Annotated in this window: 23 protein-coding genes; 9 read left to right on the forward strand and 14 right to left on the reverse strand. The window is 69.7% G+C overall.

The window, feature by feature from the left end:
• Positions 1–53 precede the first annotated feature (53 nt).
• The 3 genes from G6045_RS41160 to G6045_RS02780 are packed head-to-tail and all read left to right on the forward strand — an operon-like array spanning position 54 to position 2,236.
• The gene (locus G6045_RS41160; RefSeq protein WP_235967479.1) at positions 54–518 is read left to right on the forward strand and encodes a hypothetical protein; all 465 of its coding nucleotides are present in this window, start codon (positions 54–56) and stop codon (positions 516–518) included.
• Between the two features lie 15 nt (positions 519–533).
• Positions 534–1,922 carry a hypothetical protein gene (locus tag G6045_RS02775; RefSeq protein ID WP_328707632.1) on the forward strand — a complete coding sequence of 463 codons (1,389 nt, stop codon included), beginning with the start codon at positions 534–536 and terminating at the stop codon, positions 1,920–1,922.
• Entirely contained in the window at positions 1,919–2,236 is a 318-nt protein-coding gene (locus tag G6045_RS02780) for a hypothetical protein (RefSeq protein ID WP_165330125.1), read from the forward strand. The genes G6045_RS02775 and G6045_RS02780 overlap by 4 nt, the downstream gene beginning before the upstream one ends.
• 28 nt (positions 2,237–2,264) lie before the next feature.
• Here the strand turns inward: G6045_RS02780 and G6045_RS02785 are convergent, their stop codons facing one another.
• The 5 genes from G6045_RS02785 to G6045_RS02805 form a co-directional block, all read right to left on the reverse strand.
• Entirely contained in the window at positions 2,265–2,663 is a 399-nt protein-coding gene (locus G6045_RS02785; protein ID WP_165330126.1) for a putative quinol monooxygenase, read from the reverse strand.
• A 94-nt stretch (positions 2,664–2,757) separates the two neighbouring features.
• The gene (locus tag G6045_RS02790; protein ID WP_165330127.1) at positions 2,758–3,858 is read right to left on the reverse strand and encodes an ABC transporter permease; all 1,101 of its coding nucleotides are present in this window, start codon (positions 3,856–3,858) and stop codon (positions 2,758–2,760) included.
• Between the two features lie 10 nt (positions 3,859–3,868).
• The gene (locus G6045_RS02795; protein ID WP_328707633.1) at positions 3,869–4,375 is read right to left on the reverse strand and encodes a hemerythrin domain-containing protein; all 507 of its coding nucleotides are present in this window, start codon (positions 4,373–4,375) and stop codon (positions 3,869–3,871) included.
• 9 nt (positions 4,376–4,384) lie between these two features.
• Positions 4,385–4,537 carry a DUF5133 domain-containing protein gene (locus G6045_RS02800; protein WP_165330128.1) on the reverse strand — a complete coding sequence of 51 codons (153 nt, stop codon included), beginning with the start codon at positions 4,535–4,537 and terminating at the stop codon, positions 4,385–4,387.
• 233 nt (positions 4,538–4,770) lie between these two features.
• Positions 4,771–6,201 (reverse strand): helix-turn-helix domain-containing protein, encoded by a 1,431-nt coding sequence (locus tag G6045_RS02805; protein WP_328707634.1) that lies wholly within the window; start codon positions 6,199–6,201, stop codon positions 4,771–4,773.
• 248 nt (positions 6,202–6,449) lie between these two features.
• Here G6045_RS02805 and G6045_RS02810 point away from each other — a divergent pair, with 248 nt between their 5' ends.
• The 3 genes from G6045_RS02810 (at position 6,450) to G6045_RS02820 (ending at position 8,165) form a co-directional block, all read left to right on the forward strand.
• Entirely contained in the window at positions 6,450–7,073 is a 624-nt protein-coding gene (locus G6045_RS02810; RefSeq protein ID WP_165330130.1) for a hypothetical protein, read from the forward strand.
• Between the two features lie 283 nt (positions 7,074–7,356).
• Complete coding sequence (locus tag G6045_RS02815) at positions 7,357–7,779, forward strand: CBS domain-containing protein (RefSeq protein ID WP_165330131.1); 423 nt, start codon at positions 7,357–7,359, stop codon at positions 7,777–7,779.
• A 128-nt stretch (positions 7,780–7,907) separates the two neighbouring features.
• Positions 7,908–8,165, forward strand: a complete 258-nt coding sequence (locus G6045_RS02820) for a DUF6479 family protein (protein ID WP_165330132.1) — start codon at positions 7,908–7,910, stop codon at positions 8,163–8,165.
• A 197-nt stretch (positions 8,166–8,362) separates the two neighbouring features.
• Here G6045_RS02820 and G6045_RS02825 read toward each other — a convergent pair whose 3' ends face one another.
• The 7 genes from G6045_RS02825 to G6045_RS02855 all read right to left on the reverse strand — a co-directional run bounded on the left by G6045_RS02825 (position 8,363) and on the right by G6045_RS02855 (position 19,092).
• On the reverse strand, positions 8,363–9,265 hold the full coding sequence (locus G6045_RS02825) for a hypothetical protein (protein WP_165330133.1): 903 nt from the start codon (positions 9,263–9,265) through the stop codon (positions 8,363–8,365).
• 745 nt (positions 9,266–10,010) lie between these two features.
• Positions 10,011–10,433, reverse strand: a complete 423-nt coding sequence (locus G6045_RS02830; protein WP_165330134.1) for a DoxX family protein — start codon at positions 10,431–10,433, stop codon at positions 10,011–10,013.
• A gap of 208 nt (positions 10,434–10,641) precedes the next feature.
• Entirely contained in the window at positions 10,642–14,601 is a 3,960-nt protein-coding gene (locus G6045_RS02835) for an SAV_2336 N-terminal domain-related protein (protein WP_165330135.1), read from the reverse strand.
• A 6-nt stretch (positions 14,602–14,607) separates the two neighbouring features.
• Positions 14,608–15,612, reverse strand: coding sequence for an AAA family ATPase (locus G6045_RS02840; protein ID WP_165330136.1), 1,005 nt, complete (start codon positions 15,610–15,612; stop codon positions 14,608–14,610).
• Positions 15,609–17,828, reverse strand: coding sequence for a VMAP-C domain-containing protein (locus G6045_RS02845; protein WP_165330137.1), 2,220 nt, complete (start codon positions 17,826–17,828; stop codon positions 15,609–15,611). The genes G6045_RS02840 and G6045_RS02845 overlap by 4 nt, the downstream gene beginning before the upstream one ends.
• Positions 17,829–17,831: 3 nt before the next feature.
• Positions 17,832–18,269: a CU044_2847 family protein gene (locus tag G6045_RS02850; RefSeq protein ID WP_165330138.1), complete on the reverse strand. Its 438-nt coding sequence runs from the start codon at positions 18,267–18,269 to the stop codon at positions 17,832–17,834.
• 415 nt (positions 18,270–18,684) lie between these two features.
• Entirely contained in the window at positions 18,685–19,092 is a 408-nt protein-coding gene (locus G6045_RS02855) for a CoA-binding protein (protein WP_165330139.1), read from the reverse strand.
• Between the two features lie 263 nt (positions 19,093–19,355).
• On the opposite strand from G6045_RS02855, the gene G6045_RS02860 reads away from it, so the two are divergent.
• Positions 19,356–21,578, forward strand: a complete 2,223-nt coding sequence (locus G6045_RS02860) for a hypothetical protein (protein ID WP_165330140.1) — start codon at positions 19,356–19,358, stop codon at positions 21,576–21,578.
• Between the two features lie 147 nt (positions 21,579–21,725).
• On the forward strand, positions 21,726–23,453 hold the full coding sequence (locus G6045_RS02865; RefSeq protein WP_165330141.1) for a serine/threonine protein kinase: 1,728 nt from the start codon (positions 21,726–21,728) through the stop codon (positions 23,451–23,453).
• 114 nt (positions 23,454–23,567) lie between these two features.
• Here the strand turns inward: G6045_RS02865 and G6045_RS02870 are convergent, their stop codons facing one another.
• The gene (locus tag G6045_RS02870) at positions 23,568–24,467 is read right to left on the reverse strand and encodes an ABC transporter substrate-binding protein (RefSeq protein ID WP_165330142.1); all 900 of its coding nucleotides are present in this window, start codon (positions 24,465–24,467) and stop codon (positions 23,568–23,570) included.
• 152 nt (positions 24,468–24,619) lie between these two features.
• On the opposite strand from G6045_RS02870, the gene G6045_RS02875 reads away from it, so the two are divergent.
• The gene (locus G6045_RS02875) at positions 24,620–25,246 is read left to right on the forward strand and encodes a YigZ family protein (protein WP_165330143.1); all 627 of its coding nucleotides are present in this window, start codon (positions 24,620–24,622) and stop codon (positions 25,244–25,246) included.
• A 59-nt stretch (positions 25,247–25,305) separates the two neighbouring features.
• Here the strand turns inward: G6045_RS02875 and G6045_RS02880 are convergent, their stop codons facing one another.
• Entirely contained in the window at positions 25,306–26,925 is a 1,620-nt protein-coding gene (locus G6045_RS02880; RefSeq protein ID WP_165330144.1) for a serine/threonine-protein kinase, read from the reverse strand.
• Positions 26,926–26,933: the final 8 nt, after the last annotated feature.

A 26,933-nucleotide genomic window follows, 5' to 3' on the forward strand; every position in this document is an offset into this window, starting at 1 on the left:
ATCAAGTACCCTTGATCGCTTGAGAGTTCGACAGAGGGCAACGGGGGCTCGCTTTGGCGTGGGAAGAGTGGGAGCAGCTGAAGGCTGCCGCGGCCGAGCGGCATGCGGCCGCCGCGGCATCCGGGATGCGGCTGAATCAGGTGGCGCCGGAGCCGGGAGGCGGCGGGGCCGGTGGCCTTGGTCCCGGCGACGGGTTCCGTGTGAAGCATCAGTCGCTCGACGGCAGTTCGCATCTGCTGATCGAGCTGGCCGGGCTGCTCTACGAGGGCCGTCCGGACGGGGACCTGTGCACGACGGCGCGCGCACCCCGTTCGCATCCGGATGTGGCCGAGAAGGTGGACCGGTTCGCGCGCTTCGCGGACGACCAGTACCAGGATCTGACCTCGCTGCTTGCCGCGCTGTCGACGCGGCTGCGGGACACCAAGAGCAACTACGTGTCGTACGACGGCGAAGTGGCGGGCGGAATGATGAACGCCCTGCTGGAAACGGGCGTGTACGTGCCGCCCGAGAAGCGGTGAGGGAGAGGGATACCCGTGGCCTATACCTACCGTGCCGATGTGGAGTTCCTCGAAGGGTGCAATGCGGCGCTCGTCGAGCGGAACGCCGATGAATTCCGGCGGTTGCGCGATCTGTTGCTGAGCATCGAGCCGTCGGCGTCCAGGGCGGCGAAGAAGACGGACTGGGTGAGTGAGAACCGCAAGCCGTACGACGACCGGCTGCGCGAAGCGAACGAGCTGGTCACGCATCTGTCCGACGGCTACGACAAGGCACAGAGCGCGCTGTTGCACTACGCGCGCGCACTGGAGATAGCCAAGTCGCACTACTCGGACGGGCTGCGCGCGGAGTCGACGCTGAAGGGCCTGGTCGCTCAGGTGGGGGAGGCGGTCACGGAGACGGCGCAGCGCGCCGAGCCGATGCGGCAGTGGGAAGACCTGCGCGGCACCACGGGCTTCCTGGACTGGATGGCGGAAGTGACCGTCGACATCGACGACATCGAGGACGAGGCGAACCGCGCGCACGACGACGCGAGCGCCGCGTTCGGCCGGGCGAAGCGCGTCGAGAAGGAGGCCAGGGACAGCTGTACGGCGTCGATGGACGCCGCGTACAAGGCGCTGCCCGACTTCCGTGGCGGAGGTTTCGGGGACGCCAAGGACCTGCTCTCCTCGATACCGGCGCTGCGGGCCGAGGCGGCGCAGGCCAGGAACGACCCGCTGGCGAAGCTGGCGGGCAGCGGTCCGAAGGCCGAGTTCACGCAACGGGTGGGCACGGAGGACGAGTCGCCTGCGCTGCGCGACATCCGGATGCGGCTCACCCAGTTGCCGGAGGCCGAGGACGCGTACTGGTCGGTGCCGTCCGATGAACAGGACAGGCGCGAGTGGATCGCCGCGAACAAGGAGATCATCAAGGCGGCCGCCGAACGTTCCGGACTGCCGGCGGACATGGTCGCGGGCATCGCGTGGCAGGAAATCGGCGGGCAGTGGGGGTGGATGGACGACGGCGTCGACACGATCCGGGAGATCTCGGACAGCGGCTGGCTTCCCTGGACGCCGGAGAATCTGCCGATCGACCGGCTCGCCAGCCCGCCCGACGAGACATCCTTCGGTCCGATCGCGATGCAGGTGCGCCGCGGCGCGGAGGTGCTCGGCTACGACCCCGAGAACCTGACCGAGGGCCAGCGCGACACCATCGAGGCCGCCCTTCAGGACCCGGGCCAGAACATGTTCATCGCCGGCGAGTATCTGAAGATGCTCAAGGAGGAGAGCGGCTTCGCGGACGTTCCGGCCGAGGAGATGACCCGCGAACAGCGCCAGGAACTGGCCGCCCGCTACAACGGCGGGCCGTATTGGCAGAATGACCAGGCCCAGGCCTATGGCCGGGGCTTCGACCGGAACCTGGACGACGCGAGGGGCGCCATCAAGTGAGCGAGGCAGGACGTGTGACCGGTGCGGCGCGCGGATCGTGGACGGTCGTACTCGTCCTGGCGAATCTGCTCAGCTGCTATGTCGGCTACGGTGCCCTGTTCATCCGGCCCGAAGGCGGCTGGGATACGGCCGCGATCGACGGGATCGCCGCGGCCGCCGTCTTCCTGTGCGTTCTCGGCACGCTCACCCTTCTCCTGACGTACGTACCGGTACGACGCGGCACCCTCGCCCGCTGGTGGCTGCTGCTGCCGGCGGTGTTCCTGCTGGCCGGCGTCGCGCGTCTGATCCACGTCGAGTACGCCTATCCGGTCTGACCGGGGCCCGCCTCACGCGCCGCGCGGTCTACAGCGGACCGTGCGGCAGCTTGCCCTGGTGCTGGTGGAGGAAGACGACCTTCGGGGCGGAGGTCAGGTACTGCTCACGGGCCTGGAGCATGTGACGCGTGTGCGGCTGCGCCTCGTGCTCGAGGAACGCGTCGCGGTCGGCGTACAGCTCGTAGAACACCCGGGTCAGCGGCCCTCCTTCAGGCGTGTGCACGGTGTACACGAGTGTGCCCGTCTCGCCTTCGATTCCGACGAGGGCGTCGGCGACGAGCTTGTCGAAGGCCTCCGCGGCCGCTTGGGAGCGGAGTTCGAAGACGACGTAGAGCGCGTACGGGGTGCGGTGCTCCCGTTCGGCCTGGTCGCTCAGATCGACGCTCAGCTGGAGCGCTTCACGACGGGTGATTTCCGGTTCGGACATACTCAGTCCCTTCTTCGTCGTGGTGAGCGGACCGGGTGTCGGTTGCCCGAGCCCCTCCCACACAAACGTCGGCTCACGCGGCGGTGGCCGAGGGTCAGCCCGCGGCCACCGCCGCGTGAGCCGCGGTCGGCGATCTGCCGCCGGGGTGTCGGTGGCGCCAGGTCCAGAACACGGCGCTGGAGACCACGGCCCAGGCACCGAGCACGAGGTAGGGGAATACGTGCTGGTGGCCGGCGAAGTAGACGGCCGTGTGCTGGGCGTTGACGGAGGCGCCCGGTGGCAGCCACTGGCCGAGGATGCCCAGCGGAGACGGGAGGAGGGGCCAGGAGACGGCCCCGCCCGACGAGGGGTTGCCGATCAGCACCATCAGGCCCCACGTCGGGATCATCGCCCACCTGCCGAAGAGGGTGTTGAACATCGTGAAGACCATGCCGGACGTGAACATCGTCAGCGCGAGGATCAGCCACGACTGCACAAAGGGCAGGTCCACCGCGTCGAGCAGCCAGTCCACGACGGCCGCGATGGTGAATCCGCCCAGGAGGGCGTAGGCGGCGGTGAAGCCGATGCGTTCCGTGGGGTTGAGATCGCGGGCATGCACGCTCAGTTGGATCGCGCCGACGAAGCCGATGATCACGGCCGCGAGCGAGATGTAGAAGATCGCGAGGCCGCGCGGGTCGCCGGGCTGCATCGGTTTGATGTCCCGCACGGTGACGGGCACGCCGACCTGCTTGCCGACCTTCGGCGCGGCCTGCTGGAGCAGTTGGGCCACGGAAGAGCCGGAGGCGCCGGCGACGTCGAGCGTCACGCGGTCCCCGTTCCCGTGCTGCAGGACGGCGAAGACCCTCTGGTCGTCGACGGCCTCCCGCGCGGCCTTCCCGTCCGCATACGGCTTCAGCTCAAGGGACGCATTGAGGGCCTTCTCCATACCGGCGACGAACTGTTCGCTCCGGCCGGAGTCCCAGGCACCCACGACCGCGGTGGGGATGTGGCGCGGAGTGGGGTTGGCCATGGAGTACGTATAGCTGCCGGCGAACAGGCCGGCAGCCGCGGCGAGGATGAACAGCAGCACGGTGGCCGGCAGGAACGGCCCTTCCTTGAAGCGCCGCCACCGCTCGGCGAAGGAGGGGACCCGGCCGTGCGCCCCATGGGGGTCGTGCGGGAGTTGCGGTCGTGAATTATGCGTGTTGCCTGCCATGCGGGGCGGATCAGGCGTCCGGGCCGTCGGCCACGATGCGACGGACGTTGTCGACATCGCCGCTGCCGGCGTCCAGGTGCCGCTGCCGGGCCCGGATGAAGGACGCGCCGAGTTCGACGAGGCGTTCATGCGGGACGTTCTCCCGGGCCCCGTTGAGAATGGTCCGCTCCTCCTCGTCGATGTGGTGCGTGATCGCCTCGGAGAGCTTCTCCAGCTTCTCGTCCCAGTCCTCCGAGCCCACCACCGGCACCTCGAGCAGCGCCAGAAGCGCTTCGTTGCCCTCGGCGTGCTCCTTCACTCCGTGCTGGACTTCTTCGTTGTCGATATCGCGGAAGCGCTTGAGCGCGGGGTAGACCTCTTCCTCCTCGGCCTCACCGTGCGCGATCAGCAGATCGGAGAATTCGCCGAGCGCCTTGCCGCGGTCCTCCTCGACGCTGCGCATGCGGCGGAACAGTTCCTCCATCCGCCGGTGGTCGTCGAGAATCAGCTCTACGGCGTCCTTCTTGTCAGTGGCCACGAGTTCTCCTCATGTCTGTTCCGAGGGCGTATCAGGCTGCCTGCGCGGGCCGGCCGGGGCTCGCGGCCGCACCAGCTTGTCCGGCGCTTGTGCCGCGCGCATCTGGAGTTCGGCGTAGCGGCTCAAGAGGGTGCGTACGAACTTCGGGTCGGGTATCAGCACGACGTTGCTCCTTCGGCGAGGGCGGGGGACCGATGCCTCATTTGCCCCGATGTCGCCGGTGCACACAAAGATTCCCTCAGGGAAGGAGAGGGGCAGCTGGAATAAGGCGCCGCGTTCGGGGCACGGAAGCGAAGCCGGCGCAGGTGCCGGCGGGACCGAGGAGGAAGCCGAACCATGCGAACGATCAGGCGTACCAGGCACCTGTTGTACCGGGCCGTGTGTCTGTCCCGCCCTCAGCTGTAGGAGCCCCAACGGCGTCCCAGGGTGTCGTACATGTAGCGGGGCAGTCCGTCGATGGCGCTGGTGCGGAACGGGCGGCCGTCGTCGTCGATGCGGACGGTGCCCTTGCGGCCCTGGGAGGACCAGTCCAGCTCCAGGTACCAGCGGCAGTCGCACGAGGTGGTTCCGGCCGTGACCAGCAGCACCTCGGGGTCCTTCGCCGAGACGCGGTAGGGCATCCGTACGGCCGGGATCGGCGTGCCGGAGTCGCTTCCGGCGACCGCGCGGGCGAGGGGGCGGTCCTTGTCCAGGTCCACCGCGAAGTACCGGGGAGTGAGCGCCCCGCCGCACCCCTGGTCCATGGCGTAGGCGTTGCCCTCGGCCGGCTCCGTACGGCCGACCACGCGCACGCGCAGCGCCTCGAGGACGACAGCCGTGTCGCTGCGTCCCTGGACCGACAGCTGTACGAGCGTCTCGCCGCCGTGCACCGCGCTCTGTGCCGCCGCCCAGGGCGCCGCGTCCTGCGGGGCCGGGGGAGGAGGAACCTGGCTCGGCGGCTTGGCGATGACGTAGTCGTGACCGCAACCGAGCTTCCACGCCTGGGAGTTGACGGACCAGGTCAGCGGCAGCCCGACGGGCTGTTCGCCGCGGGGCGGGGCGGATGTCGCGCCGGACGGACGGGAGGTGCCCGGCTTCGCCTTCGCGGTGGGGGACCCGGAAGGCGGCTCGGTGCTGGGGGTGTTGCTCGGGGCGGGTGAGGAGCCCCGTTGCCCGGGGGCCGTGGCCCGCGCCGTATCGGCGACCCGGTCAGGACCGTCGGCGGAGGCCTGCCGTCCGTCCGGCAGCGTGGAGAAAGACCCGAGCGTCGCCAATACGGCGCAGACGGCGGCGAGTCCGACTGCGAGACGTCTGCGGCGGTACCAGGGGCGGGACGGGTGCGAGGGCGTGGTGGCGCCGGGCGGTCGGGGCGCAGATTCCGTTTCGGCGACCGGGCTGCTGCCGTTGGACTGCGGTGCTGTGTCGGGCGTGGCGACCGGGCCGCCGTCGGGCTTGAGCTCCACGGCTGGTGTGGCGTTGCCCGCCACCGCGATGTTCGGCCCTTCCCCTCCCTCGTTTCCGGCTTCCGCCGCCCCGGCATCGGGCGCGCTCTGCTCCACCTCTGCCGTGGGAGGCCGACGGCGGGCTGCCACCGCCTGGAGCCAACGGCGGTGAAGTTCCAGGCGTTGCTCCGAGGTCGCCCCGCACAGGTTCGCGAACCGTTCCACGGGGGCGAAGTCGAGCGGCACCGTATCGCCCGCGCAATAGCGGTGCAGGGTCGAGGTGTTCATGCCCAGACGGCGGGCCAGCGAGCCGTAGCTGCGGTCCGTGCGCTCCTTCAACGCCCGCAGCAGCGCCGCGAACTCGGCCACCTCGTCGATGCCGTCGCCGTCGCCCTGTGCCGCCACGGGGTCCCCCTGTCCTCGTACGACCTCACCCGGCCTGGGACGGCATCCCAGGCACCCGTATACCTGCACGTCAGATGGGCTGGGATGGTTCCACCGTGCCCGATCGGCCGTCGGCTGTTGCGCCGGGGTGCTGGGAAAGCTGATGCTCTTGGTGTCGCACCGGCCAGGCCCGGGCCGACCAGCCGGCCTCGCCGCGGCTCTCATGTCCACGCACCGATGTCCACGCACTCATGCACGGGGGAACATCCATGTCCATGCACATCCGAACCAGCGCCTGTGCCGCACTCGCCGTCGCCGCACTCGCCGCGGGCACGGTCCTCACGGCGCCGGTCGCCGGCGCCACTTCGAAGGCCGCCGCGCCCAAGTTCCTGTCGGCCTCCCAGCTGCCGCCGCACCCGACGTCGTCCTGGACCGCCGGTCCGGTCACCGAAGGGTTCCCGGAGGAACTCGGCTTCTGCGTGAGCACGGAGGGCGTGCTCGACTACGACTACCGCTACCGGCAGTTCTGGACCGACCTGGACGCGGGCGCCGTGCAGTTGACCGTCGTGACGGACTCCGCCGCCCACGCCAAAGCCCTGGCGAAGCACTACGACGACCTGATCCGCACCTGCGCCACACGGATCGAGCAGTCCTCGCCCGATGTCGAGGCCGAGGGCCGCAACTACGGCAAGCTGCCGGTCGAGGAGGGCGCACGCGTCCGCGGCCTGCACACCGAGACGTCCTGGGGCGCCACCGACATCGCCCTGCTGTCGGTCGGGCGGGACGGCCGGACCGTCACCGTCGTGAAGTGGGGTCAGATGGGGGGCTTCAAGGACGCACCGGTGGCCGCCTTCAAGAAGACCACGACCACGGCCGTCAACAAGCTCTACTGACCGACCGGCCACCTCAAAGGGAGGCCGCGGGGCCGTCCGTCCGCCACGGGGGAGCGGAAGGACGGCCCCATTGCGGTGCGCCGGCGCCGGTGCACCGGATCTCCTGGACCGTGGCGACGCCTGATCCCTTCTGCATTCCACCGCCCCCGATCTGCGTTCCACCGCCTTGAGGAATTTGCTTCCGCTCCGTTTCGCGGGTCATGCAGTTGGTCACCCGAGTCGCAACCCCGGCTTCGGGGTTGCCGCAACTGACCGACCCTTCCGAGAGGAACGGTGATCCGCCATGCCCACCACGACAGCCCGAGAGATCATGACCGCAGGCGCCGAGTGCGTACAGGCCCACGACAACGCCTTGGACGCGGCCCGCAAGATGAAGGATCTGGGCGTGGGCGCGCTGCCGATCTGCGGAGAGAACAACCGGCTCGTCGGGGTCGTGACCGACCGGGACATCGTGGTGGGCGTCCTCGGCAACGGCCTTGATCCGGCAGAGGTGGAGATGGGCACCCTGGCCCAGGGCGAAGCCGTGACCATCGGCGCGGACGACGGCGCGGACGAGATCTTCTCCACCATGACCCGGCACAAGGTCCGACGCCTGCCGGTGATCGACGGTACGGATCTGGTGGGCATGGTCGCGCTCGCGGACGCCGCGCGAGCGCTGGACGACCCCGCAGCCGGTCGCCTGATCGAGGCCCTGTCGACCGACTGAGCCTGCGCCGATCACCCGAGCTCGCCGTGACCTGCTGAGGCGGTGTGCTGGTGCACCGCGGCACGCCGGGCGAACGCGCCGGGCGAACAAATCGTGCCGGCCGGGCCCTGAGGGGGTACAAGTCGATCATGCAGACTCATCACGACATCACGGTCCTCGCCGCATCCAGCACAGCTCCGCTGCTGTTGATCATCGTGGGCGTCATCCTGGTCCTGGCGCTGCTCGGCATGTTCGTCATGGGGCAGCGCCGCGCCGCCCGGCGCAGGCGCAGTCTGCCGGGCACCTCGCCCGGCCACAGCCCGGGCTCCGCCGACCGCCAGGCACAGCGCGGCGACGGCTGGCAGACGCCGGACGACGACCCGGACCAGGGCAACCCCCACCGCTGATCCCCCTCCGCCGGCGCCGTGAACGTCGCCTACCAGGTGTGATCACCGGGGCCGAGTCAACCCAGCGCAGGAATCTCGATCGCCGGGGAGTTGTGCATTCCGGGCGCCAAATGTCTGGAACTACTGCGCACTCCACGCTGCGCTGTCTGCTCACCGAAATCCCGCCGCGTCTGCGTTCGGCCGGCGTCGCGGCCCGGTTATCGTGTGCCACCGTTTCTCCGACAGTCGGGCAGTGCGCGGATGTCCTCGCCCAGTTCGGGCGCGGAGATTTCGTGCCCACGGTCGAAGCTCTTGAGTATGACGGAGTCTGATTCTTTGTCGGTCCGGCAGGCGTAGCAAAGTTCCATCCGCAGGCACTGTGGGCACAGGCGACTCGCCACGAAAGGTGACAGGGCACAGGGGCCCTCAGGGCTCAAGGCGTAGAACGTGTCGTTGGCGACGGGGTCTTCCCAGGTGAAGTTCTGGTATTCGGAATCCGGGTGGTCCCCCATCACTCGCTGCGCAACCACGTCAAAGGTTTCCGTCCGCGGTCGGTACGCGCAGAAATCGATGAGCAGCCAGGGGAAATCACTGAGGAATTGAGCCTTCTGAAGGGCCCTCTCCAGGTGTGGCGAGTACTCGGTGACCCGCAGCCGGGCCTCCTCCATGCTGCGGGGCTTGTCGCCGTGGGATGCGCGATTTCGCTCATCGCGCAGGACCTTGAGGTCCTGGAGGATCCCGTTGTTGTCGGCCTGGCTCTGGAATGCGTCCGAGAGGCCTGGGACCAGCTCGGGCTGAGCGGTGGCCAGGGGCTGGATGTGAGCCGTGAGCCAGTTCGTCCAGGTACCGAATGTGGCGCCTGTGTTGCTGAGGAGTGTGTTGCGCAGTGCCGAGAGGGCGCGGAGTTCCAGAGCTTCGGGAAGCTCAACCCCGCTGTTTTGGATCTTGCCGAGACACTGCCGTTGTAGTGGTGCGGCTGCAGTTGCGCTGAGGGTGATGGCCAAGATCTCGGCAGTCTCCAACAGCGCCTGGTACTGGTCCGTGGGGGAATGCGCTCGCTGCAATGCGTGCACGGCCCGGGCCAGCGGATGCGGCAAGGAGTTCCGCGCGTTCATCAGCACCGGTGAGGAGGACAGGGGGACACGGGTGGCAGATTGCTGGTGGACACTGCGAGGCCTGCCTGAGCGTGTTGGCCCGGAAGCCCGACCAGAGCGTGGCGGTCGTGGTGAGGCGGCGGTGTCAGGTGGCGCCGGGGGCGCGTGATGGGGCCGTGGTACGCCAGGGGGCTCCCTGAGCGGTGCCCGTGCCGGGGTGAGCGGTTGACTCGCCTGCTGCAGCCGACGCCATCGCCACCGCCTAATGTGCAATCGGATCCAGGCCGGGGCTACACCGAAGGCGGCAACGAAGAAGATCACAGCAAGCATCGTGTCCAGCCACGTGGGCAGGGGGCTGGGTTCCTTGCTGGTCGGGATGGCGGCCGCTGCCATCAGTCCCCAACCGAGACTCATCCAGAATGCCCAGTCCCGGTGCAACGGGGCGTCGTACAGCCGGAGCACCGAGTTGCGTCGTCTCGGAGCAGGCTGCGGCGGAGGGTTCGATGCCCCGGATTGACCGTCCATATGCGTATGGTGCCTGCGCGCTGTGCGCACAACTAGCGGTGGGTAACTAGTAGTTGATGCAAGTTGCGCATGGGGGCTTAACAGTGGGCGTGTACGGAGTTCTTGTCAGCAGCGTGATCGGGGAGATCACGCTGGGTGCGGACGGTCAACGTGCAGGGCGGTAGCTGTCGTCCGGGCCTTCGTGTCGCGTTTCCTGCGGCGGTGCACGATGTGGAGTCTTCAAAGGGCGGGGCGCGCCGGCGCGGCATCATGTTCGTGCGCCGGGTACGCCATGTCGTTCGCACTGAGAGTGTCCTGCCCGTGAACAGCGGGTGTGGAAAGTCCTCTGGGCGAAGGCGAGCGCCCCGGTAGCAACGACGGGGGCCAAGTACAGGAACGGGAACACAACGGTCTTGTAGGAGCGTGCGCGCAGGATCGTGACGATTGCGCCGAGGAAGTAGAGAATGAGCCCGGTCGCCGCCGCCACCCCGAGAACGGGGAAGGACAGGCCCACCAACAGGCCGGACGCGCCCAGCAGCTTGAGGACCGCAAGCGGCGTCCACCACGAACGCGGCACGCCGTACTCCTGCAAGGGTCCGACGACGAAGGCCGCGCCTCGCAACAAAGAGATGCCGGAGAAGCCGACCCACAGGACGGTCGGGACGGTGACGACGGCGGTGGTGGTGGACATGGGGACTCCCTGACGGTTGTGGCTGTGGGCTGGTGCCGCGTCTGCGGCATGGCCCATCACAGACTGCGCTCGCCGAAGATCCCAGCGCGATGGGACACAATGGGACCTGGGCAACGGAGCTGACCAGCACAAACGTCGTCCGCACAAAGAGCTGGCCCGTGGGACATGGCGGTACGATGAAATGTGGCCGCGCACCGCGGTAGCCGGGTCAACCCTCGCCGGCAGGGCGTCCCTTGGGTGGCCCGAGGAACCCGCCTCCACCGCCGGCGGCGTCGAGCATGTACTGCTGGACGGACAACGTGTCGGGGTGGACTGCTCCCAGCGTCCGGTTGCGCCCCGCGTATACCTGCTCGTACGAACTGCGGGCGAGCGTCCACTCGCCGAGGTGCGCCTGGATGTGGCCCAGTTCTTCCAAGCTGTCGAGGGTGTCGGCGTGGTCGGCGCCGAGCGCGGTGAGACGTGCGTCATACGCCTGGGTTGCGGCAGTCAGGGCTTCGTCGGCGCGCCCCAACTGGCGGTAAGTGTAAGCGAGGTTGTGTCGGCACCGCAGTGTGTCGGGATGGCGGTCGCCCTGGTCGGCGGTACGGCCAGCCAGCAACTGGAGGTAGGCATCCAGGGATTCATCGTGGCGGGCCAGGTGGTTCAAGGTGAAAGCGATCTGCTCCAAGGCGTCGAGCACTGTAGGGTCCAGACGCCCCAGAGTTGCCCCTCTTGACGCGTGAACTCGCTGGAAGTCTCGCAAGGACCGGGTCAAGTCGCCGAGGCTGCGAAGTGCGACAGCCCGTTCGAATACGGAGTCGAGCGTTGAGGCGCCATCGGGGCCATGGAGCGCGGACCGGCCGTCCGCCGCTTCGGTCAGGTGTTGGTACGCGTCGCTGAACTGGCCTGCCCGCAGCAGAGCGACGCCCTGTTCGTGCAGAGTCTCGAAGCGGGCGTCAGGTCTGGATGGGTAGGGGAGGAACGCGAGACTGCCGGCCTGGGACGTGAGCGTTCCACCGCCGTCTGACCCCGTGAGTTCGACCTCGTAGGACAAGGCATTGCGCCTGCCTGGGGTGAGCCTGCTGCGGTCGCGTTCGCCGATCAGCAGGTGCACGTTTTTGTACGCGGTGGCGAGCAGGTCGTCGGCGTTGGAGAGCCCGCCGAGCGGTAGCAGGTGGTAATTGTCGAGGACGATGAGCACCTTGGGCTCTACCGAGCCGAACGAGGACAACAGGTCCATGAAGATCTGCCGCAGTTCGGCAGCCTGCCCCTGCCGTGAGAGCGCCAGCCCTCCGGCCCATTCGGCCTGTGGCAGTTCCGCGAGCTCGGCCAGCACGTCGGCGCGTTCGTACCAGGCGCAGAGGAAGACCACATCGCCCTCGGGGTGTGCACCTGCCAGGTGCCGGACGAGCCCGGCGAGCATCTGATGCCGCACGGTGTCGTCCTCGCACAGGACGACACCGTGCGGGCCCATCCCGCCGACCGTCGACGCGTTGAGGTCGAGTGCCACACGGGTGCCGTCCTCGGCGTAGCCGAGTCCTATTTTCGCGAAGCGGAGAGTCTCGTCGGACGGCACCGCGTCGGGAGGCGAGGACTCGCCCTGAGGTGCCGGCTCGGGAGGTGAGGATTCCCGGGGGTCCGACCTGTCACCTTCGACCGTGAGCGCGGTCAGCACCTCGTCCGCTGTGGGCCGTGCTTGGGGAGATGTCGCCGTGCAGGCACGCAACACCTGACGCAGGGCGTCGTCGATGGGGAAGGACTCGTTCGGCGGTTGTGCCGCCACCGTGCTCATGAGGGCCCGGCCGAGCGCGAATACGTCACCGGCTTTCGTCGGCGCCTGTGCGTTCTGGAGCTCGGGAGCGCGGAAGCCCTCCAGACAGGAGAGGGGGGTCCAGTAGGCGCTGTGTGATCCGTCCACTGAGGCGGTCGACCACCCCGTAAGGCGCAACTCCTCGCCGACGACCAAGACTTTGTGAGGGCTCAGGACTCCGTGGACGACCTCCCGTTGGTGTGCGACAGCGACGGTCAGGGCCAATTGCGTCGCGTAACTGAGGAGTTGCTTCCGGGAGAGGGCGCCATGGCGGCGTACGTGCTCGCTCAAAGAGAGAGCCGGCTCGGGTGAGCCCGGATTTGACAGGTACTCGACGGCCAGCCAGTGATGCCCGTCATCGGACCCGACCTCAAGGAGCCGGGGCACCCGGTGGTTTTCGAGACGGGCGAGCACCTCCTCTTCGGCGGCGCATGCTGCCTGGTCCGCTGCCGAAGAACCTGTGCGCGGAGACCGGATCAGGACGAGTCGTCTTCCGGCATCGTGCGAGGCGAGATACTGCCTGACCGAGGGGGATCCACCCCGGAAGCGCGCCACGATCCGATAGGGTCCCAGCGCATGCGGATCGCCCTCCTCCGACTCGGGGGACACCGGCACCCACAGCGAACCGGGGCGGCCGACGAAGGGGAGGTCGGGTTCCCATTGCGGCACGGCGGGAGCGGAGCTGGTCGTCTCGTGTGATCTGCCCGGAACGCCGAGGCGCCGCAGCAGCCTCTCGTCCACCCACCCGAACGGCTGCCCGTCCCTCCGCACCAGGTCCGCGCCCGACGGATGCGGCATCCAGGCCGGGAACCCCCCGTTCGCATCGGCCAGTTCGGCGAGACGCGCGCTGACTGCGCCGGCGGACCGTACAAGAGCGGCAGGAGGCACCGTGTCGAGGAGGATGCGGCGGGTGTCCTCCGCGAAGTCGAACCATTGGTGCTGCGGCAGCAGTTCGCCCTCCGCTGGAAGACGCCGCATCAGTCCTCCGAGGAAGACCTCGGCCAGATGACCCGCGTCGATCTCCGGGTCCAGCGCCTCCTGCACCAGGCGCATGGCGGGCACGGACACCGGGGCCACGGCCGCCAGGTGGGCGGCGAGTCGATAGGCCTGGGGCGAAGCCGCGTCACGGAAGCGCAGCAGGCCGACTCCGGCCGGCGCGCGTGTCGCCGCGTACGGGCGAGGCGCCGCGTCAGATCCCATGGGCGCCATGAGCGACAGCCTCGCGGTGGTGCCGGGGGAGCCCACCAATGCGGCCCAGGCACCCACCGACTCCGGGCTCGGCGCGAGAACGGGGACGGGAACGCCTCGGTAGGGAGCGAGATCGGGTGGCAGCACCGGATCCCGCACTTGCCAGGTTCGATTCGGAGCACCGCGTAGGCGGGTGGTCACCTGCCACTCCTGGGCCCGGATGCCAGAGCCGTCCCACAGCCGCTGGGGCAACGCATGCAGTACGGCAGTCGGCCCGAACTTCGCCGCGTGCTCCAGGACCGCGTGCATGCGGCCGTCCCGCCAGGCGGGCCCCACCCCGTCACTGATGACGAGCAGGAGGGTGTGACCCGTCGGATCCGTCAGTGCCGCCGGGGGCAAGGGGGCGGGGTCCGCTTCGTACGGGCGGCGGCCGAGCTTGGGGGACCCGGGACTGCGGCTGTCGAGTCCGTGCACGCGGACGGTGCGGAAGGCACCACTGCGCACCAGAAGCAGCCGGAACTCCGTGACGAGTCGCTGCCAGAGCAGCATCGAGATCCCGTCGTCGACGAGGAGGACCAGATCGAGCCAGCGCGTACGTGCGGGGCGCAGCACTGCGTCCGGCAGGCCGGTCTCCGCCATCGCCGACACTGTCGCCGCGATGTCCAGGTCCCACGCATGAGGATCCGGTCGGAGCTGCTTGAGGGGGCGAAGAGCACGACCGAGGCGGAGTTCCACACCCGCGAGTGCCTTCTCCTCCGGGCTGCGTACCGGCACCGCGGGGCGGTCCGATGCGTCGGCCTCCGCCCGATCCGCGGTCTTCTTCGGCCTCGGCGTGTCGGCCCGTCTCTGTGGTGCGGCTCGCTCGACGGCCCCGTTGCCGGGCGCCGGCGCAGCGTGCAGCTCGGATGGGTGGCGGGTGTGGTCGGTGGTGGAGGGCGTCTCGCGGATGCTGCCCGCCTCGGCGGCGGACGGTCTGGCGCTGTCTACCGCCGGCCTGTCTTGCGTCGGTTCGTCCTCCGCCGGTTCCTGACCGGACCCGCGGGAACGGGCCCCCTCGCTCGCCGCAGCCCCGGCCAGCGCCGACGACGCTCCCTGGGGCAGTCGCGCCGCGAGCCACAACGCATCGAGCAGCTCCTCGGAGGACAGTTCGGAGCGACTGCCTGCCAGAATGCGCCTAAGCTCGTCCAGCATCGCCCGCTATACCGTCCCGCCGAGCCGGTGCAGAACCGCGTCCAGAAGCCCGTCGGCGTCGAGATCCACGCCGCCCGTACGCAGGAACACTGCGTTCAGCAGCTGGTCGGTGGCGAGTTCGCCCCGAGCACGACGGGTCAGGAACGCATGCAGCAGGTCGTCGACCGCAAGGGGACCGACCGAGTCGAGATGGGCGTGGACGATGGCGAGCAGGCGCTCTTCGTCGGGCTCGGGAAGGGCGAGTCTGACACACCGGCGCAGAAAGGCCGGAGGGAAGTCGCGCTCGCCGTTACTGGTGATGACCACGACAGGGAACTCGGAACAGCGCACCCGGCCTCGCACCACCTCGGTGCGGGAGTTCGCGTCCGCGGTGAGGACATCGATGTGCGACTGTTCCTCGGGCAGGCGAGCGAGCTCGGGAATCTCGAACTCGCCTTCCTCGAAGACGTTCAGGAGGTCATTGGGCAGGTCGACGTCGCCTTTGTCGAGCTCGTCGACGAGTAGCACGCGAGGGCGCGCACCTGGCACCAGGGCGGTGCCCAGCGGACCGAGGCGCAAGTACGAGCCGATATCCGGCCCATCGGTCGTGCTGTCGCCAGAGGCCCCGTTCCGGTCCCGGAGCAGGTTCGATTCGCGCAGCCGGCCGATGGCGTCGTATCGATACAGGGCCTCGGCCAGCGTGGTCCGGCTGTTCACCGGCCAGTTGAGGACGGGACCGAGCCTGAGCTCATGCGCGATGGCGTGGGCGAGTGAGGACTTCCCGGTGCCGGGTCGGCCGGTGACCAGGAGGGGCCGCCTCAGATACAGCGCGGCGTTGACGACGTCAGCCTCGGCTCGGCCTATGAGATAGGGCAGCGGCTGGGCCGGCTCGGTCCTCGTGGAGGACGCGGCGTCGAAGCGGCGCCATGGCGGTGCATCGGGGAACTCGACCGCATGCGACTGCCCGTCTCCGCGGAACAGCCGCCAGCCGCTGCCCGGTTCACCTGACAGTGCACCATGATGATCCGTCATCGGACATCCGTTTCTTCCGAAGGGTCCATGAGTCCGAGCCCGCCGGGCAACGCCAGCTCGGTGTCCTCCCAGACCAGTGAAGGCTGGGCGGGGAAGAGGTCGGGGGCGCCGTGTCTGTCGGCCCGGAGGTACCGAATACGTTCGGGCAGCTGATGCAGCGGACCCGCGGATGTCACGTCATTGAGGCGATGGGCGTGCTCGTGACCTTCCGCGGAGCGGTCCCACAGCACCACCGGCACTCCCACGGCCAGGCAGATCTGCAGCAGTTCGTCGCGCACCGCACGGGGGCCGTGCAGCACGACCTGCGTGGTGTCGCGGTGGCTGGTTTCCAGGAGCGCGTACATCTTCTCGGGCGAAGAACACGTCTCGTCCACGACGAACGGAGCGGTCTGCCCGCTCTCCCAGCGGCGGCGAAGAGCGGCTGCCCTGTCCGGTGCACGAAGGGTCACCTCCGGACAGCGCAGCGCCAGCCGGAACTTGACCCCGAGCGGAAGACTTGGGAGGAACTCCATCGAGCTGCCCGCGTCCCACTCGTCGAAGGGCAGATGCAATCCGTCCCGGCCGACGACGATGTCGATCTGGCCCACCTGGTCCGCAGAGTGACCGCTGTCGCCGACCGCGACCGCCATGGACTCGGCGGTCTCCCGGATCAGCCGTCCGACCTCGTGCGGAGAGAGCGGCAGATCTGGCGGTACGACCGTTGACGTCGTCCCGTCCGCGCGCACCGCCCACAGGGCACAGCGGAAGGATTCCGGCTGCCTGGGCTTTCGCACTGCGCCGCACAGTTCGGCGATGAGCCGCACCACGGGCGAGGGGCGGTGTTCCGCCCAGGTGCGGGCGTCGGCGCGGCGCTGGTGCAGTGCGGAGGAGTGGACGCCGAGCCGAGCACACACTTGCTCGGACCAGTACCACAGGGCCGTGCGCCGTGGCTCACCCGTGCAGGCGGCCACGAATTCGACCAGCTTGAGCAGGGCCGGAACGGGTGGTGAACCGTCCGGCAGCGGGCCGCAGTCCGCCAGGGCTTCGAGCTCATCGACCACGTCGGCGAGTTCGCCCTGTGTGGTGCGAGCGCCGCGCAAGGCGAAGGGCAGAGGCGTGTACCGCAGGGCTTCACGCGCCGCGCGGGGCAGCAGACCCGCGTCCTGTGCCGTGGCCTGCTCCAACTCCTTGAGCAGGAGCCGATGTTCTGCCACGGACAGAAGCCGGGATGCGCCGCTTGTACGGCCGAGGAAGAGTAGTTGGTCAAGGGACCGGCGTCCTTGTGCGCCTTGGACGGCCGGCGCTAACGTCTCCGCCAGAGTGGGCAGCGCACGTGCCTCGGATGCGAGGAATCCCGCCAACTCCTCGATGGATGGCGCCGTTTCACCTGGAGGAGTGTCGTAGCCGAGACGAGCCGCGAGAGTGCGGGCATGCTGGGCGCGCTGGGCGGGCGTCTCCAGCAACGACCACAGTTCGGTGGTGAACCTGGCGGTGAGTTCACTGGATACGGAACCTGCGCCGTACCCTGCACTGTGCTGCTCGGGCTCCAGCACGGGCCAGGACGCCCCAGCCCGGACTAGTTCCTCCCGAATGGCCTGCCAGGAAATGGCCCAGCTGCGCCGGACCGTGGTCTGTGAACCCAACGGCCCGTTGCCCGACATCACATGCGCCACCACGAGACCGACCGCGGTGTCGTCGTCTCTGTCCCAGAGCGGACCGCCGCTGAACCCGGGACCGATGGCAGCTCCGGACAGTTGCCCGTCCAGAACCCCGAAGGGGCCGTCGCACCGCTTTACTTCTGTATCGGCGAAGGCAATCTGTTCGCCGCCACCGTGCCAAGCCCGCAGCGACTGCCCTTCGCTCATCTCGCGCCAGGTCACAGGGCGCAGCCAGTCAGGCGCGGGTTCCGTCAGGGCGAGCACGGCGAGATCGCCGTGCCACATCAGTGCGTGCGCGCCAGGGCGCGGCGGTATCCAGAGGTCGAGCCGTGCCGTGCAGGCCCAGCTTTCGACCTGGCCGTGGACGTGAATCCGTAACGTCCCGTGCTCCTCGGACATGGCCTTGTCCGGGTGGCTCGGATCCTGCTGAGCCCGCCCCAGCGCTTCGTTGACGACATGTGCACACGTCAGCAGCGATCGCGGGGACAGCAGGGCCGCCGCGCCGGCGGCCATGGAGGAGCTGCCGCTGAACACGGCGATTCGCGGCACTGACTGCGCCGCACGTCTGAACCATCCCATGGATCAGTCCTGTCGGTCCCCACCGGCAGTGGGCGGATCGGTAGGAGCAATAGGGCTGTTCTGCCAGGTCGCAGCCACCGTCATGGTGGCTCTGCCCGAGGCGCCGACGATGCCCAGCCTGAGGTCCTGGCCGATCTGCAAGCCGAACTCGACCCTGATCTCGTGAGGAGGGTTCGCCGAGGCCGACAGAGCATCGTGCACCTCGTCGAGCAATGGCCCGAGCGGACGCAGAGCAGTCCTCAGTGCGGTCACGGCGGCTGTGGCTGAGCGACTTCCGTCCCGCCGGGAAACCGGAATCGCGGCGCCGAAACCCTCAGGCAGGTCGTGCGCTCCAGGGTGCTCCGCCACGTCCATCGGCACGGCGAGCGGCTCGCCGACATCGGACAGCTCGAGCCGCACCTGTGATCCGTCGGTCAGCGCAAGATCCATGTACTGGGCCATGCGCTCATTGTGCCGATCAAGTCTTCCTGGGGCGGCGGTTTCTGGGAAGCCTCGAAGAATCGGCGCGCGAGCATGTCTTGCTGGTGGCTGTCAGTTCTGGCCGCGCGTCTGCATCCTTCGCTCGTATCGTGCAGGTCTTTGGGCTGTGGTCGGAGCGGTGCGCCGACACGGCCGTCCGTAGCCGTGGCCGGTGGGTTGCAAGGCCAGCGGCTGCTGTTGCGGCCGCATGACTCTTCGTGTGGTCGCCTTTGGGGCTAGATGGCACATTGAGCACATACGGCCGGAGACAACGCGGGCGCCAGCGCACGTCGTTCGGTTCGACAGGTCAAGGACCCTCAGTGCGGATCCGTGATGGGAAGGTTGGCGGCAGCGGGGGCAGGGTGTGGAAGCGGTGCCCCTCAAGGCCGCGAACGCGCTAACGCAGTGAATTAATTTCAATCGCCGGGCACCGGTCCATCACCATCTCGAGCCCGGCTTCACGCGTTCGCTCGTACGCCGCCTCGTCGATCACGCCGAGCTGGAACCAGACGGCCTTCGCGCCGATCGAGGCCGCCTCGTCGGCGACCGGGCCGGCCAGGTCGCTGTTGACGAAGACGTCGACGACGTCGACCGGGAACGGGATGTCCGCGAGTGAGGCGTAGCCCTGTTCGCCGTGGACCGTTTCGGCCTTGGGGTGGACGGGGACGACGCGTTTGCCGAACTGCTGCAGGACCCGGGCGACTCCGTAGGCGGCACGGTCCTGGTTGTTGGACAGGCCCACCACGGCCCAGGTGTCGCCGGTTTCGGTGAGGATCTTGCGGACCGTCTGCGATGTCCCGTACATGTGCGGCTCCTGATCGGTGGGCGAGGCTCTCGGGGGAGTAACGAGGCAGCGGGCTGTGCGATTCCCGGCCCTGCCGCCTGCCGCCTGCCGCCTGCCGCCTGCGCCCGCTCCGGCTCACGGTGCACACCCATTGACACCGGCCTCAGCGCATTCATGAGACTGCGCGGCGTGAACACCGAGGTCGCGGTCCCCGTCAATGTGACAGCCACCGTCGCCCTGCCGGTGGTCCCGGGCGCGCACGCCGGCAACGAAGGGAACGGTTCATGACCGACCAGCGGCACTTCTCCCGCAGAGGGTTCATCGGCGCGGCCTCCGCGCTGACCGCCGCGACGCTGATGTCCCGCGTCGCGCAGGCGGAGTCGGCGGCGGCCGCACCCGGCAGCGAGCGCGAGGGCACGCGTATCGACCGACACGCCTTGGTGTCCCGGCATCGCGTCGTGCGCCACCGCAGCGACCTCGACCTGCCGGTCCAGGTCGGCAACGGCCGGTTCGCCTTCGGCGCCGACGTGACCGGCCTGCAGACCTTCGTCCCGTTCAACACCCTGTCCGACTGGGCCTGGCACGCCGACCCGCTGCCGCCCGGCAAGGAGATCGCGGACTACCGGGGCACCGTCTGGGACACGTACGGCCGCGACGTCCTCTACTGGACGGACGACGACAACGAACCCGAACTCCACAACTGGCTGCGGGAGAACCCCCACCGGGCCAACCTCGGCCGCATCGGTCTGCGGCTGCTCAAGGACGACGGCAGCGAGGCCGCCGAGGCCGACCTCACGGACACGGTGCAGGAACTCGACCCGTGGACGGGCGTGCTGCGCAGCTCCTTCCGGCTCGACGGGTATGCGGTGACGGTCGAGACCGCCTGCCACCCCGGCAAGGACGCCGTCGCCGTACGCATCGAGTCGCCGCTCGTGCGGCTCGGCCGCCTGTCGCTGTTCCTGCACTTCCCGTACGCGACCGCGGCCGGACGGAACAAGTTCGAGGCCCCGTACGTCGGACTCTGGGACCGTCCCGAGCAGCACACCACCACGCTCCGCCGCCGCGGCCGCACCCCGGTCGTCACGCACACCATGGACGCCACGCGGTACGAGGTCGGCCTCGCGCTCTCGCCCGGCGCACGGATCAGCCGGCCCGACCCGGCGCGGCACCGCTACGACGTGACGAGCGGCGGTGAACGACTCGATGTGACAGCTCACTTCGCACCGGAGATCGACGGCGCCGTGCCACCCGCCGCCGAAGTGGTGCGGCAGAGCGAGACCTGGTGGCCGCGGTTCTGGCGGACCGGCGGGGCGGTCGAGCTGTCGGCGAGCGAGGATCCGCGGGCGCACGAGTTGGAGCGCCGTATCGTCCTGAGCCAGTACCACCTCGCCGTGAACGACGCGGGCAACGACCCCGCCCAGGAGTCGGGACTGGTCAACAACGGCTGGTTCGGCAAGTTCCACATGGAGATGTACTGGTGGCACGCCTTCCAGTACGGGCTCTGGAACCGCTGGCCGCTCCTGGACCGCAGCACCGACATCTACACCCGCCTGCTGCCCACCGCACGAAGGCTCGCGACGTCCCAGGGCTTCTCCGGCGCCCGCTGGCCGAAGATGACGACGGCGTACGGCGACGCCATCGGCCGCGAGTCACCCGGCACCCCGACCTGCCTGCTGATCTGGCAGCAGCCCCACCCGCTCTTCCTCGCGGAACTCGACCACCAGGCCCACCCGGGACGGTCCACGCTGCTCAAGTGGCGCGAAGTCGTGCACGAGAGCGCCGAGTTCATCGCCTCGTTCGCCCACCGCGAGGACAGCGGCCGGTACGTCATCGGCCCGCCGATCATGTGCTGCAACGAGCGCAACCCGTCGGCCGAGACCCTGAACCCGGCCTTCGAGCTGTCGTACTGGCGCTTCGGGCTGCGCATCGCACAGGAGTGGCGCGAGCGCCTCGGCCTGGCGCGCGAGCCGCACTGGGACGCCGTCCTCGACGGCCTCGCCCCGCTGCCCGTCGAGGACGGCGTCTACGTCCTGTACGAGGGTGTGCCCGACATGTGGACCGAGCGCAACACCAACCACCCCGATCCGGTGGCACCGTTCGGGATGCTGCCCGGTGACGGCGTCGACGTGGAGGTGATGCGGGCGACGACCCGCAAGGTCCGTGAGACATGGCCGGTCACCGACCTGTACAGCTGGGACTTCCCCCTCCTGGCGATGAACGCCGCCCGGCTCGGCGAACCCGGCCGCGCCGTGGACTACCTGCTGCACGAACGGTTCGGCTTCACCGACACCGGGCTGCCCGCCAGCGGCAAGAGCGGGGTGCCCTCCCCGTACTTCCCCGCCGCCGGAGGCCTGCTCTATGCCGCCGCCATGATGTGCGCCGGCTGGGGCGACTCACCCGGCGGTCCGGTGGGGGAACGGGGGCGTCCTGGACCGCGAGGAACCGCGCCCGGATTCCCGGACCAGGGCTGGACGGTGCGCTGGGAGGGCCTCGCGCCCGCCCTGTGAACTGCGGCCCCCACAGGGCGTGTTCGGCGCCTGCGCCCCGGAATGCGCCGTCACGGGTGGCCCGCACAGTTCGTTCTGCACTGTCCGTGTGTGCATACGCATGGCACGATTGGGGATCAAGTCCCCTACTGTGCCGAGGAGTTGCCCGTGGAGCCGTTGACCGGCGGGGATCCGCGGCAGGTCGGCCCCTATCGGATCCTGATGCGTCTCGGTGAAGGCGGGATGGGGCGGGTCTACTTGGGGCGCTCGCCCGGCGGCCGGACCGTGGCCGTGAAGCTCGTGCACGCCCCACTCGCCTCGACCCCGGGTTTCCGGGAGCGGTTCGCCCGCGAGGTGCACGCCTCGCGCGCCGTCTCCGGTGCGGGTACCGCGCCCGTCGTGGCCGCCGATCCGGAGGCCGATGTGCCCTGGCTGGCCTCCGCGTACATACCCGGGCCTTCGCTGTCGGAGACCGTGTACCGGTACGGACCTCTGCCGGAACCCGCGCTGTGGCGCCTCCTTGCGGGCCTTGCCGAGGCCCTGGAGGTGGTGCACGCCACCGGGCTCGTGCACCGGGACCTGAAACCGTCGAACGTCCTGCTGTCCCTCGACCGCCCGGTGCTGATCGACTTCGGGATCGCACGGGCCGCCGACGATGCGGCGCTGACCGGGACCGGACTCGTGGTGGGTTCGCCCGGATACATGTCGCCGGAGCAGGCCGAGGGGCAGATGGTGACCGCGGCAGGAGACCTGTTCGCGCTGGGCGCGGTGCTCGCGTTCGCGGCGACCGGGAACAATCCGTTCGGCGGCGGCTCAGGACCCGAACTGCTGTACCGGATCGTGCACCATGAACCGGACCTGACCGGTGCACCGGAAGAGTTCGCCTCGGTCGTACGGGAGTGTCTGAGCAGACGGCCGGAGAGCAGGCCGAGTCCGAGCGCGCTCAAGGCACGGGCCGCAGCGCGCACCGAGCCAGGTGGTGACTGGCTGCCCGCTCCCGTCGCCTCGGCCATCGCACGCCGTGGCGAAGTGCTGCTCAACCTCGAGGCCGAGGAGATCGCCCCGGGTTCGGTGGCGGACCGGGTCCCGCCCACCGCCGTGGTCACCGAGGTGACACCGCCCCGGCCCGCCTCTCCTCATACGGCCCCCACGCGCACGGCCGGGGCCGATGCGCCGACCCCGCCACCGTCCGGGTTCGGCCCACCGCCCGCTCCGCACGCCTTTCCTCAGACGTCGCCTCCGTACGCCTCCGGACATGGCGCCTTTCACCACCCCGCGCCTCCGGGGCCCACGTATCCGCAGCCCACATATCCGGGGCCCGCCAAGGATGTGGCGCGGCGCCGCGGTGGGGTGATCGCGGCTGTCGTCGCGCTCGCCGTCGCCGGAGTCGTCGGCGTGGCCCTCGCGCTCAACTCCGGTGACGGGGACGGATCGTCGGGTGCGCAGGGCGGCGGCGCGACCTCGTCCGCTCCCGCCGTCGAGCGCTCCGAAGCGCCTCCCGTGGCGGATTCGCAGCAGCCGACCGAGCCGGAAGCCGAGGACCCGTCGCCTGTGACGGGCGAATGGCGCGGCACGTACACCTGTCTTCAGGGAAACACCGGCCTGACGCTGACGATGTCCGAGGACTCGGGGACCGTAGCGGCCACGTTCGACTTCTACGCGGTGGACTCCAACCCCGACGTCCCGCCGGGCACCTTCGCCATGAAGGGCACCTTCTCGGGAGGGCGCCTGGAGCTGCTGGGCGACCGCTGGATCCAGCAGCCCGAGGACTACCTCATGGTGGGGCTCGCGGCCGATGTCGACGGAGAGTCGCCGCAGACGATCACGGGCACCGTCATGAACGACGACGGGACGCCGTCGGACAGCTGCTCCACGTTCACCGTCCAGAAGAACTGAACGCGAGGAGTCCGGGCAGTGCACGACCGGCCGTGCTCCCTGCTCCGGGCCCGGACCAGGGAGCCACGGCCGGGTGCTGCCTATCGGATCAGGGAGCCCACGGCTGGATGCTGCCTAAGCGATGGCCTGGAGCGCCGCCGTGACCGTGTCCAGGAAGCGCGTGTGCGCCTGCGGGCTCGGCGGGAGTTCCGGGTTCCAGGGCGCGGTGCGCACGGTCGAGGCGAAGTCCGCCGGCAGGGCGCCCGCGTGGGCGCGGACATCGACGAGGACGAGATCCGGTGCGAGCGCGGCGGCCTCGGACCAGGAGACCGTCGACCAATTGGCACCCGGACCCTCGGCGGGCTCCAGCAACAGGACGCCGAGGCCGGTCAGCTCGCTCAGATCGGGCCAGGCGTGGGGGCGGGCGAGATGCACCGAGCCCCCGTCGGCGGGGGAGAGGGCCAGGACGCGCAGCCGCGGGTCGGCGGCCGCGCGAAGCGTCAACCGCTGCTCCGCGGCGGTCAGTTCGGCCTCGGCGGCCTCGTCGGCGGCCGCGCCGAGCGAGCGGGCCAGCTGCGCGAAGCTCTCGCGGACCTGGGTGAGCGTACGGCCCCGGCTCACATCGACGGCGACCACCGGGATGTGCTCCTCCAGGTGCTTGGCCGCCTCGGGCGTGATGCCGTACGTCTGCCCGCCGCCGTAGGTCACCGCCACGATCAGGTCGGGGTCCGCGGCGAGCAGCGCGTCCACGTCGAGGGCCGCGCCGGCCCCGTAGAACGGAAGCCCGGCAAGCGGCAGCTCGCCCGCCTTCGCCGGGTCCGGTACGGCCGGGTCGTCATGGCTCGACCCGAAGATGCCGGCCGGGCGCAGACCGTGGTCCCACAGCGCCGCGCCGACCTGTATGTACGCGACCAACCGGGTCGGCCTGCGGGCCGCGACCACCAAGTGACCGCGGTCGTCCGTGAATTCCCAGGCTGCTGCCGTGGGGGCGATCGCTGTAGGGGGCGAGATATCAGGTGCGGATTCGGATTTCATGGAGCCTCCATCCATTCCGCGGGGTACCTGCCCCTGTTCGCCCGCCCACAAGCCCCCGGGGGGAACGTCACACAGCGTTGCCGTTGCCGGGGTGCCCGGGCGGCTCGGGTGCATGGCGCTCACCACCCGCCACGTGCGCATACGCTGGGCGGATGCAGGACGAGTACCGCACCGTGGCCCACGAGGGTGTGCACGAGACCGAGGTCAACCGCTCCCGTTTTCTGTGCGCGCTCGCCCCGGCGGCCACCGAACAGGAGGCCCAGGCCTTCGTCGCCCGGATCCGCAAGGAGCACCCGACGGCGACGCACAACTGCTGGGCGTATGTGATCGGCGCGGACGGCGGGGTGCAGAAGGCCAGCGACGACGGGGAGCCGGGTGGTACGGCGGGGTTGCCGATGCTGCAGATGCTCACGCGCCGCGAGATGCGGTACGTCGTCGCCGTCGTCACCCGCTACTACGGGGGCGTGAAGCTCGGTGCCGGCGGGCTCATCAGGGCGTACGGGGGCGCGGTCGGCGAGGCGCTCGACGCACTCGGCACGATCACCAAGCGCCGGTTCCGGCTGGTCACCGTGACCGTCGACCACCAGCGCGCGGGCAAGCTGCAGAACGATCTGCGCACGGCCGGACGCGAGGTGCGGGACATGCGGTACGGGGAGGCGGTGACGCTGGAGATCGGCCTTCCGGACGCCGATGTCGACGCCTTCCGCGGCTGGCTCGCGGACGCGACGGCGGGCACGGCGACGCTCGAGATCGGCGCGGAGGCGTACGGGGACGCGTGACCGTGACGGCACGCGCCAACCGCACGTACGCACAGCCAACCCCGCACGTACGCAACGCTTCAGTCCGCCCCCGGCTCCGCGGCCGTGAAACGCTCGAAGCCCGCGTGGAAGGCCGTGCCCTCGGGGTCGGTCTCGTTGTAGTGGAAGGCCGAGACGCCGCAGCCGCGGGCGGCGAAGGCGTCGCCCGTGTAGGCCGCGACGGTCTTGCCGTCGAGGGCGAGCTCCACCTTGATCCGCCCGTCACCGGCCGGCGTACAGGTCAGCGCCATGTCGATCTCCTGTTGGCTCTTCACCTTCAGGCCGAGGTCCGCGAGGTTCTTCTCGACGACCCGGTCGTGCTGGAACTCCCCCTTGTGCCGGAACTCCCGCACGATCAAGGCCTCCTGGCCCGTGGTCACATAGCCCGACCAGCGGGAGCCCTTCTCGTAGTCGCCGGAGCCGTTGCACCACAGACCGATCCCGCCGTCACCCCCGAACCAGGCCGCCTGGGTGCTGATCCGCACCGCGGACGTGGCCGGCTCGAAGGGCGCCTGCGGCCACACCTCCAGCTGGAGCCTGGGGCTCACCAGCATGGTGCCGCCCTTGTGCGTGACCTTCCCCAGGTCCGGGTCCTTGTGCGTCCAGTCGCCGGAGTCGGTCAGATCGTCGGCGTACGACTGCGGCGGCGAGTCCGTGGACTTCCCCGGGCCCGACGCACCGCCGCCCGATCCGTCCCCCCTCGTGCTGAGCACGACGGCGAGCAGCACGGCCGCGACCGCGCTGCCGGCCGCGAACCCCCACAGGCGCAGCTGCCTGCCCCGGTCGCCGTCGCGGTCGCCATAGACGGTTCCGGGCGATGGGCGGGGCGCGAGCGACACGGTCGGCGTGCCGTCCACCGCCTCCGCCGCCCCCGCGAGCCGGGTGACGAGCTGGGCCGCGGTGGGACGCTGCGCAGGATCCTTGCGCAGACAGTCGGCGATCACCGAACGCACCGGTTCCGGCACCGCCGTCAGATCGGCCTCGTCCTCGCATACGGCGACCAGGACTTCGTAGGAGCCGGAGCCGTCGAATGGATGCCGGCCGGTGGCGGCGAAGTACAGCGTGCTGCCGAGCGAGAACACGTCCGACGCACTGGTGACACGCTGCGCCCTGACCTGCTCCGGTGACATGTAGGAGGGGGAGCCGACCAGGCTGCCCGGTGTGGTGAGCGCCGACTCGAGCAGACGGTCGTCGCGGGCGATGCCGAAGTCGATGATGCGCGGCCCGTCCGGCGAGAGCAGCACATTGGACGGCTTGATGTCCCGGTGGACGATCCCCACCCGGTGCACCTGCGCCAGCGCGTGCGCGACGGCCAGGGCGAGCGACTGGAGCCGGCCGGAGGCCAGCGGCCCGCTGCCGCTCACGTGCTCACCGATCGTCGGCCCGGGCACGAACTCGCTGACGATGTACGGGGTACGCCCGGTCAGATCGGCGTCGAGGACCCGCGCCGTGGCCAGCTCGCCGACCCGGCTGGCCGCGCCGAACTCCCGGCGGACACGGGCGAGCGCGATCTCGTCGTACTCCTTGCCCGGGAGCAGGAACTTCACGACGACCTGCCGGCCCTCCGGGTCGCGGGCGAGCCAGACGACTCCCTGCCCGCCGCGGCCGAGCTCGCGCTCGCAGACGTATCCGGCCACCGCGCCGTGCATCCGTGGATCCATGCCCCGCC

The organism is Streptomyces mesophilus (assembly GCF_011044995.1).
Lineage (GTDB): Bacteria > Actinomycetota > Actinomycetes > Streptomycetales > Streptomycetaceae > Streptomyces > Streptomyces mesophilus.